Raw genomic sequence first — 8,543 nt, 5'->3', positions numbered from 1 at the left:
TCAGCCGCATGGATGCGGCTGCCAAGCCTACACGGACGTACTTGCGGCGTCCCCGCAATCCGACACCGCCCCGCCAAACCACGGAATCCGCTTTTGCTCTGGCTGTTGACCTGGCCTCTGCGGGTGCAGGGCGCAGCCCTGCCGAAACCCACCCTCAGGAACTGCAGGACAGCATCGAGCAGCCGGCACGGTTGTCGGCCCACGCCGGGCGCTTGCCGGCGAAGTGTTCCAGGCCGGCACGCTCGGTGTATGGATCGCGCAGTACGTCCTGCAACGCATGAACGCCGCCGAGGTCGCCCTGCTCTGCGCGGTCGATGGCCTCCTGGGCCAGCCAGTTGCGCAGCACGTACAGCGGATTGGCCGCGGTCATCTTCGCCGTGCGCTCGCTGGCCGACAGCGGATCGGCCTGCAACCGCGCCGTGTAGTCCTGCAGCCACTGCTGCAACGGTGCCTGCACCGCCTGCTGGCGCGCCTCGTCGTAGTACACCGCGTCCAGCAGCGCCGCATCCGGTGCCGTCGGATCGATACGCATCAGCGCACGCCAAGCCAGTGTCATGTCCATGGCACCGTCCTGCATCAGCTGCTGCCAGCGCAGGAAGAGCTGCAGGTCGTCATCGTCGGCCGCGGCCAGTCCGAGCTTGGCGGCAGCATCGCGACGCGTGCAGGCCACGAAGGTGGACTGATAGGCCGCCAAGCCCGCTTGTAGCGGTGCGACATCACCGAACAGCGGAGACAGCGCCTGCGCCAATCGGCTCAGGTTCCAGTACGCCACCTGCGGCTGGGTGCCGAAACGATAGCGGCGGCCCTGCGCGTCGGTGGTGTTCGGCGTCCAGTCCGGGTCGAAGTCCTCGACCCATCCGTAGGGGCCGTAATCGAGTGTGAGGCCGAGCACGGACAGGTTGTCAGTGTTCATCACGCCATGCACGAAGCCGACGCGCATCCAGTGCGCGATCATCTCGGCGGTGCGCACCGCGATCTGCGCGAACCAGTCGCCGTACAGTGCCTCACCCTGCCCTTGGAGTTCAGGGAAATCGCGGGCGATGCAGGCATCGACCAGCTGCTGCAGCAACGCGGTTTCCCCGCGCGACGCCGGAAGCTCGAAGGAACCAAAGCGCAGGAACGACGGCGACACCCGGCATACGATGGCACCCGGCTCGGCACGTGGATGGCCGTCATAGAACATGTCGCGCACCACGTCGTCGCCGGTACCGACCAGCGACAGCGCGCGCGTGGTCGGCACACCCAGATGATGCATCGCCTCGCTGCACAGGAATTCGCGGATGGATGAGCGCAGCACTGCGCGCCCATCGGCACCGCGTGAGTACGGCGTCGGGCCGGCCCCCTTCAGCTGCAGCTCCCAGTGGCGGCCATCCGGCGCGACCAGTTCACCCAGCGAGATCGCACGCCCATCGCCGAGCTGACCGGCCCAGTGACCAAACTGATGGCCACCGTAGTTGGCTGCCCATGGCTGCATGCCGGCGTACAGTGCATTGCCGCCAAACACCTGCGCGAAGCCTTCGCTCTCGACCTCAGCGGTATCGAAGCCAAGCATCGCGACGACGTCCGGCGCCCAGGCCAGCAGCGTGGGCGCCGTCACCGGGGTCGGCATCACTGGCGACCAGGCGGCGCCCAGCACTTCGCGGCGGCGTGGGCCGGATTCAGGGTCGCCTGGTAGCGTGTGCAGCAGGCGGTTGTCGAAACGGGGGCTGTCAGTATCCATGGTGCTGAAGATGGGGGCGACGGCCACCCTCCTCAATTGCCGCTGAGTGCCTGCAGGTGACCGCCGTGGGCCTCGGCACGCTGATAGGCCGGGCGTTCACCGATGCGCTTGAGGAAGCCACGCAGTGCCGGCTTGTCGTCGAGGCCACCACCGCGCGCAGCCGCAGCCTGGATCGGGAAGCTCATCTGGATGTCGGCGGCACTGAAGCGCTCGCCGGCGAACCACGGGCTTTCGGTCAGGCGGCGCTCCATCCAGTCCAGGTGCAGACGCCGCTGCGGGCCGATGAAGCCACGCTCGGCCTTGTCGGCGATGCTGCGTGCGATCGGGCGCGCGAAGAACGGCATCGGTGCGCTGCGGATGCGACCGATCACCAGGGTTAGCAGCAGCGGCGGCATCGCCGAGCCTTCGGCGTAGTGCAGCCAGTAGCGGTAGGCGATGCGTTCGGCACCATCGGCAGGCGTCGGCGACGGCGACAGCTGGCGCTGGGTGTCGTAGCGGTCGGCAAGGTAATCGAGAATGGCACCGGATTCGGCCAGCACCAGCTCACCATCCTGCAGTACCGGCGACTTGCCCAGCGGATGCACCTGACGCAGTTCCGGCGGTGCCAGCAGCGTCTTCGGATCGCGCGGATAGCGGCGCAGCTCGTAGTCCAGCCCCAGCTCCTCCAGCATCCACAGCACGCGTAGTGAACGGGAGTTTTCCAGATGGTGGACGATGCGCATGGGAACGATCCTTGGGAAGACCTGCATCGTACCGCGCACGGTGCATGCCCTTTGTAGAGTCGGGCATGGCCCGACTCTACAAAAAGCAGCGGGCAATAAAAAACGCCGGAAGCTTTCGCTTCCGGCGTTCTGGCTACCAAACGGTAGCAGACGGATTAGACCGCCTGCACCTGGTCAGCCTGCATACCCTTCTGACCCTGGACGGCGATGAAGGTAACCTTCTGGCCTTCCTGCAGGGTCTTGAAGCCGGTGCCCTGGATGGCACGGAAGTGCACAAACAGGTCCGGGCCGCTTTCCGGGGTGATGAAGCCGAAGCCCTTGGCGTCGTTGAACCACTTGACGGTGCCGGTCTGACGATCAGACATTTGACTAACTCCTGAAACACATGTTGAAAAAATCGCAGCCACCGGGTATCGGGGCCGAGACTGAGTTGCAGGCGTTGGTAAAGCGGATCGATGAGCGGATCGTGAGATCAACTGCACCAGGCCACGATTCACGGTGACCCTAGCAAACACAGTGGGACGAACGATACGCGTGTTTTCTGCAAAAAGCGATAGCCCGGACGTTCATCGGCAAACGCCGCCCGCTAGGCGTGGCAAGGGTTGGCGCCTTTTTGCGGCTAACCCCGAGTCCCCATTCAGTTTTTTCCTACCCTACACTGGGTAAATGACTGAAGCTGAAACCCAAGCTGAACACGCCCGCCCCCGTATCTGGGTGGATGCAGATGCCTGCCCCACCGTCATTCGCGACATCCTGTTCCGGGCGGCTGAACGGGTCGGGATCGAACTGACCCTGGTCGCCAACCAGTGGATCCGTACCCCGCCCTCACGCTGGCTGCGCTCGATCCAGGTGCCGCAGGGCCTGGACGTGGCCGACAGCGCCATCGTCGAGCGGGTGGCCGCCGGCGACCTGGTGGTCACCCAGGACATCCCGCTGGCCGCACTGGTGCTGGAAAAGAAGGCGGTGGCGCTGAACCCGCGCGGCCAGCTGTACACCCCGAACAACATGGCCGAACGGCTGTCGATGCGCAATTTCATGGAGGAACTTCGCGGCGCCGGGGTACCGACCGGGGGGCCTCCGCCATTGGGACCACGCGACCGGCAGCTGTTTGCGGCCGAGCTGGACCGCTGGCTGGCGCGCCATTCGGCCCGCTGAGCGCTTCTAGCCTTCCTGATCAGGCAGGCGCAGGCAACGCTGGCTGCTGAACACCCGACGCTCGCCGCTCAACGGGTCGTCGAAGGCCAGCCCCTGCGCCAGCAGCTGCAGCGGCACCTCGGCCGTGCCTGCCGGCCGCTGCCGCAACTGCGGATACAGGTCATCGCCCTCGATCGGCGCGCCCAGCATCGCCATGTGCACGCGCAGCTGGTGCTTGCGGCCGGTTTCCGGCAGCAGCCGATAGCGCCAGATCGGTCCCTCACCCTCGATCAGCTCGATCCGGCTGCGCGCATTGGGCTCCCCGGGCACTTCGGCCATGCGGAAGAACGGTTCGGCCGGAGCCAAACGGCTGTGCCGATGCAGCGGGAACGTCACCGCGGGCAGTGCCGGCGCCAGCGCCTCGTAGGTCTTGTCGATGCGGCGTTCGCGGAACAGCCGCTGGTAGGCGTCGCGCGATGCAGCCTGCGTGGAGAACAGCACCAGGCCTGCAGTCAGCCGGTCCAGCCGATGCAGCGGCACCAGATCGGTATTGCCGGTGCTCGCGATCAGGCGTGCCAGCAACGTCTCGCGCACATAACCTCCCGCTGGCGTGACCGGCAGGAAGTGCGGCTTGTCGGCCACCAGCAGGTGCGGGTCGTGATGGACGATGGTCTCGGCGACGGGGATCGCCGGCTCGTCCACAACCTCGCGGAAGTACTGGATCTCCAGCCCCACCTGCCAGGGCATGTCCGCTGCCAGCGCCCTGCCCTGCGCGTCCTGCACCCGTCCACGCGTGAAGCGATCCTGCCATTGCTCACGATCGATGCGCGGAAAACGCGCGCAAAGACCGTCGAGCAGGGTGGCCCAGTGGCCGGGCGGAAGCTGCAGGCGGCTGGGCAGGATCATCAGGTCCACTCATGCAACGGAAAAGAGCTCAAGCGTGCCACGTTGACGCTGCACAGACAGCCCGGCCACGGACACCCCCGGAGCAAACCTCTATCATGGTCCTCTTTAGTCCACGGTACCCCCATGGCTCTCACCGCCACCATCCGCAAGGCCGAACTGCAGATCAGCGACATGGATCGCGGCTATTACGCGACCCACAACCTGACCCTGGCCCAGCACCCGTCCGAGACCGACGACCGCCTGATGGTGCGCCTGCTCGCCTTCGCGCTGAACGCTGGCGACCGCCTGGAGTTCGGCCGCGGTCTGAGCACCGATGACGAACCGGACCTGTGGGAACACGACTACACCGGCGACATCCTGCAGTGGATCGACCTGGGCCATCCCGACGAATCGCGCATCCGCAAGGCCAGCAACCGCAGCCGCCAGGTGCAGGTGATCAACTATGGCGGCAACGCTTCGGAGATCTGGTGGAGCAAGCAGGGCAAGGGCCTGGCGCGCTTCGACAACCTGTCCGTGGTTGACCTGGACGGCGACTTCGTCGAGCGCTGGGGCCAGCAGATCAAGCGCGCGATGCGCTGGAGCGTGCTGATCCAGGACGGCGAGGTGCAGCTGCTGGACGACCAGATCCAGCTTGACGTGATTCCGAACTGGCGCAAGCGCGCCAAGGCATGAGCGCGATCCGTTGCGATGTGGTGGTGATCGGTGCCGGCGCAGCCGGGCTGATGACCGCGATCACGGCCGGTCAGCGTGGCCGCCAGGTACAGGTGATCGACCATGCCAACAAGATCGGCAAGAAGATCCTGATGTCCGGTGGTGGCCGCTGCAATTTCACCAACACCGGCACCACCCCGGCCAACTTCCTGTCGGCCAACCCGCACTTCTGCAAGTCTGCACTGGCACGCTACACGCCCTGGCATTTCATCGAGCTCGTCCACAAGCACGGCATCGCCTATCACGAAAAAGAGCTTGGACAGCTGTTCTGCGACATTTCGTCCAAGCAGATCGTGAAGATGCTGGTGGACGAATGCCAGGCGGCGGGCGTGCAGATCCGTACCCAGTGCAGCGTCGAGCGCATCGAGCATGGCACCGATGGTTTCCGCGTACACACCACGCAGGGCCTGTTCCATTGCGCCTCGCTGGTGGTGGCCACCGGTGGCCTGTCGATTCCCAGCCTTGGCGCCACCGGTTTCGGCTATGAGATCGCCCGCCAGTTCGGCCACCAGGTGCTGCCGACCCGCGCCGGACTGGTGCCGCTCACTCTCAGCGGCAAGCACCAGGAGCGGCTGGCCGATCTCAGCGGTGTGGCGCTGCCGATCGAGGCACGCTGCAATGGAAAGAGCTTCCAGAACTTCATGCTGCTGACCCACCGCGGCGTAAGTGGCCCGGCGATCCTGCAGATCTCGTCGTTCTGGCAACCCGGTGACGCGCTGGAGCTGGACCTGTTGCCTGGCCAGGATGCCGGTGACTGGCTGCGCCAGATGAAGCAGGAGCGGCCCGCCGCCGAACTGCGCACGGTGCTGGGCGAGGTGCTGCCGAAGCGGCTGGCGCAGCGCCTGTGCGAGCACTGGCTGCCCGACCGTCCGGTGCGCCAGTTGGACGAGCCGGTGCTGCGCCAGGCTGCACAGTTGCTGGGCGCGTTCCCGCTGGTGGCCAGTGGCACCGAGGGCTACCGCACCGCCGAAGTCACCCTGGGCGGCGTGGATACGGCCGAAGTCTCGTCTTCGACGCTGGAATCCAAGCGCGTGCCCGGCCTGCATTTCGTCGGTGAGGTGCTGGATGTGACCGGCTGGCTGGGCGGCTACAACTTCCAGTGGGCCTGGGCCAGCGGCCACGCGGCCGGCGGCGTGGTGTGAACCACATCGCCGTTCGATGCGCGCAAGGGGTGCGCGCATGGACGGTTCGCCGCGCATCGTGTATCTAGGTTCGCAGATTGGGGAGCAGTGCATGCAGAACGCGAACGACATCACCATCCGCCTGCTGATCGTCGACGACAGCGGCGAGAATGCCGAAGCCATCGTCAGCACCCTGCGCAACAGCGGCATCGCGGTGCGCCCATGGCGCCCGCAGGACGCGGCCGAACTGGCCCAGGTGCTGGCCAGCCAGGCCATCGACCTGGTGCTGGCGTCACCCTCGCAGGGCATTCCACTGCCGTTGGCCGCACAACATATCGCTGCCAGCGGCAAGGACATTCCGCTGGTGCTGCTGGCCGAGCGCATCGACGAGGACGAGCTGGTGCAGGCCAGCAGCCATGGTATCCGCGCCCTCGCCCTGCGCCAGCGCCCCGAGCATCTGCTTGCGGTGATCCGTGACCAGTGGGTGGACCTGCAGGCGCGTCGCGGCCTGCGCCGCATCGAGGCACAGATGCGCGAGACCGAGCGCCGCTGCGATGCGTTGATTGCCTCCTCGCGCGATCCCATCGCCTACGTGCACGAAGGCATGCATATCCGCGCCAACGATGCCTACCTGGAAATGTTCGGCTACGAGCATTTCGACGACATCGAAGGCATCTCCCTGCTGGACATGGTCGCCGCCCAGCACGTGGAGGGCTTCAAGCAGCTGCTGAAGGGCCTGAGCCGTGGCGAGGCGCCGCCGCCGCAGTACCAGCTCGATGCCCGTCACGAGGACGGCAGCGCGTTTCCGGCGACGATGGAATTCACTGCCGCCACCTATGAAGGCGAGTCCTGCCTGCAGGTGGTGCTCCGCCGCCGCATGGAGTTCGACCCGGAACTGGCGCGCGAGGTCGAGGACCTGCGCCAGCGCGACCAGGTCACCGGCCTGCTCAACCGCCCGACCTTCATGCTGCAGCTGGAAAGCGCGGTAGCCCAGGCCGGGCGCAGCGAAGGCCAGTTCGGCCTGCTGCTGATCGAGCCGGACCACTATGCGCGCCTGCTGCCGGACATCGGCCTGGCGTCGGCCGACACCCTGATCGGCGCCCTCGCCGGCCTGCTGGCCGAAGTGGTGGGCGAGGATGCGCAACTGGCCCGTTTCGGCGAGCACAATTTCGCCGTGCTGCAGGCCGGCCCGTATGCGCAGACCGTGGCGCTGGCCGAGCGCATCCGCGAGGCCTACGCCGCGCATGTGTTCAGCATCGGCGCCCGCTCGGCCACGGTGACGGTGAGCATCGGCGGCGTGCAGGTGGGCGAGAAGATCGCCAGCATCGGCCAGGTACTGGCGCGCGCCAGCGAATGCACGCATGCCGCCGCCGAGCTGGGCAACACCTGCCGCATCTTCGACCCGGCCGCCGCTGACCGCGTGGAGGAAGAACGCGTGCTGCGCTGGGTCGCGCGCATCCGTGAAGCACTGGCTGGCGACGGCTTCCAGCTGCACTACCAGCCGGTACTGAACCTGCAGGGCGAGTCACTGGAGCTGTACGAGGCGTATCTGCGCCTGGAGCATAACGGCGAACTGCTGAGCCCGACTGCGTTCCTGGGCATCGCCGAGGAGCACGGCCTGCTGGCCGACATCAACCGCTGGGTGGTCTCGCAGGCGATCGCCGTGCTTGGCCAGCGCGCCCGCGAAGGGCATGCCACCCAGATGCTGGTGAAGGTGACCCCGGAATCGTTCGACGACCCGCAGATGATCGCCACCCTTCGCCGTGAGCTGCAGGCACAGGGTGTGCCTGGCGAGCGGCTGTGGCTGCATGCGCCGGAAGCGAAGGTGTTCACCCACCTGCGCAGCGCCCAGCAGTTCCTTGCCGAAGTGGCACCGCTGGGTTGCCGGATCGGCCTGGAGCAGTTCGGCTCGGGGCTGGATTCGTTCCAGCTGCTGGCCCACTTCCAGCCCCAGTTCCTCAAGCTGGACCGTGGTTTCACCAGCGACCTGGCGACCACCCGTGAGAACATCGACCGCATCAGCCAGATCACCGCGCGTGCGCAGGAAGCCGGCATCCGCACCATCGCCGAGTTCGTCAGCGATGCCAATTCGATGACCCTGCTGTTCAGCGCCGGCGTGGACTATGTGCAGGGCGACTTTGTCGGCCCCGCGCTGGCGGAGATGGGCTTCGAGTTCGGTTGACCGATGGTAGTGCCGGCCGCTGGCCGGCAGCCTCAGGTACCCGGGGT

Annotated in this window: 8 protein-coding genes; 4 read left to right on the top strand and 4 right to left on the bottom strand. The window is 66.5% G+C overall.

Features of this window, described 5'->3' with window-relative positions; genetic code table 11:
- Positions 1 to 154: 154 nt before the first annotated feature.
- The 3 genes from AC07M7_RS17315 to AC07M7_RS17305 form a co-directional block, all read right to left on the bottom strand.
- Positions 155 to 1,720 (bottom strand): protein adenylyltransferase SelO, encoded by a 1,566-nt coding sequence (locus AC07M7_RS17315; RefSeq protein ID WP_495207910.1) that lies wholly within the window; start codon positions 1,718 to 1,720, stop codon positions 155 to 157.
- A 32-nt stretch (positions 1,721 to 1,752) separates the two neighbouring features.
- Positions 1,753 to 2,442, bottom strand: a complete 690-nt coding sequence (locus tag AC07M7_RS17310) for a glutathione S-transferase family protein (protein ID WP_012510777.1) — start codon at positions 2,440 to 2,442, stop codon at positions 1,753 to 1,755.
- 155 nt (positions 2,443 to 2,597) lie between these two features.
- Positions 2,598 to 2,807 (bottom strand): cold-shock protein, encoded by a 210-nt coding sequence (locus AC07M7_RS17305; protein ID WP_004153307.1) that lies wholly within the window; start codon positions 2,805 to 2,807, stop codon positions 2,598 to 2,600.
- A 301-nt stretch (positions 2,808 to 3,108) separates the two neighbouring features.
- On the opposite strand from AC07M7_RS17305, the gene AC07M7_RS17300 reads away from it, so the two are divergent.
- The gene (locus AC07M7_RS17300) at positions 3,109 to 3,597 is read left to right on the top strand and encodes a YaiI/YqxD family protein (protein ID WP_495207907.1); all 489 of its coding nucleotides are present in this window, start codon (positions 3,109 to 3,111) and stop codon (positions 3,595 to 3,597) included.
- 6 nt (positions 3,598 to 3,603) lie between these two features.
- Here AC07M7_RS17300 and AC07M7_RS17295 read toward each other — a convergent pair whose 3' ends face one another.
- Positions 3,604 to 4,482, bottom strand: coding sequence for a pseudouridine synthase (locus AC07M7_RS17295; RefSeq protein ID WP_495207906.1), 879 nt, complete (start codon positions 4,480 to 4,482; stop codon positions 3,604 to 3,606).
- A gap of 123 nt (positions 4,483 to 4,605) precedes the next feature.
- Between AC07M7_RS17295 and AC07M7_RS17290 the strand changes: the two genes are divergently transcribed.
- The 3 genes from AC07M7_RS17290 to AC07M7_RS17280 all read left to right on the top strand — a co-directional run bounded on the left by AC07M7_RS17290 (position 4,606) and on the right by AC07M7_RS17280 (position 8,496).
- A complete protein-coding gene (locus tag AC07M7_RS17290; RefSeq protein WP_253079808.1) occupies positions 4,606 to 5,154 on the top strand; it encodes a YaeQ family protein in 549 nt (182 codons plus the stop codon).
- Positions 5,151 to 6,335, top strand: coding sequence for a BaiN/RdsA family NAD(P)/FAD-dependent oxidoreductase (locus tag AC07M7_RS17285; protein ID WP_253079809.1), 1,185 nt, complete (start codon positions 5,151 to 5,153; stop codon positions 6,333 to 6,335). Before AC07M7_RS17290 ends, AC07M7_RS17285 begins: the two co-directional genes overlap by 4 nt.
- 91 nt (positions 6,336 to 6,426) lie before the next feature.
- On the top strand, positions 6,427 to 8,496 hold the full coding sequence (locus AC07M7_RS17280; protein WP_495207905.1) for an EAL domain-containing response regulator: 2,070 nt from the start codon (positions 6,427 to 6,429) through the stop codon (positions 8,494 to 8,496).
- The last annotated feature ends 47 nt before the right edge of the window (positions 8,497 to 8,543 follow it).

The organism is Stenotrophomonas sp. GW821-FHT09E08 (assembly GCF_059416125.1).
The sequence above is the reverse complement of the archived record's forward strand: the minus strand, read 5'-3'. Positions and strand labels throughout refer to the sequence as shown.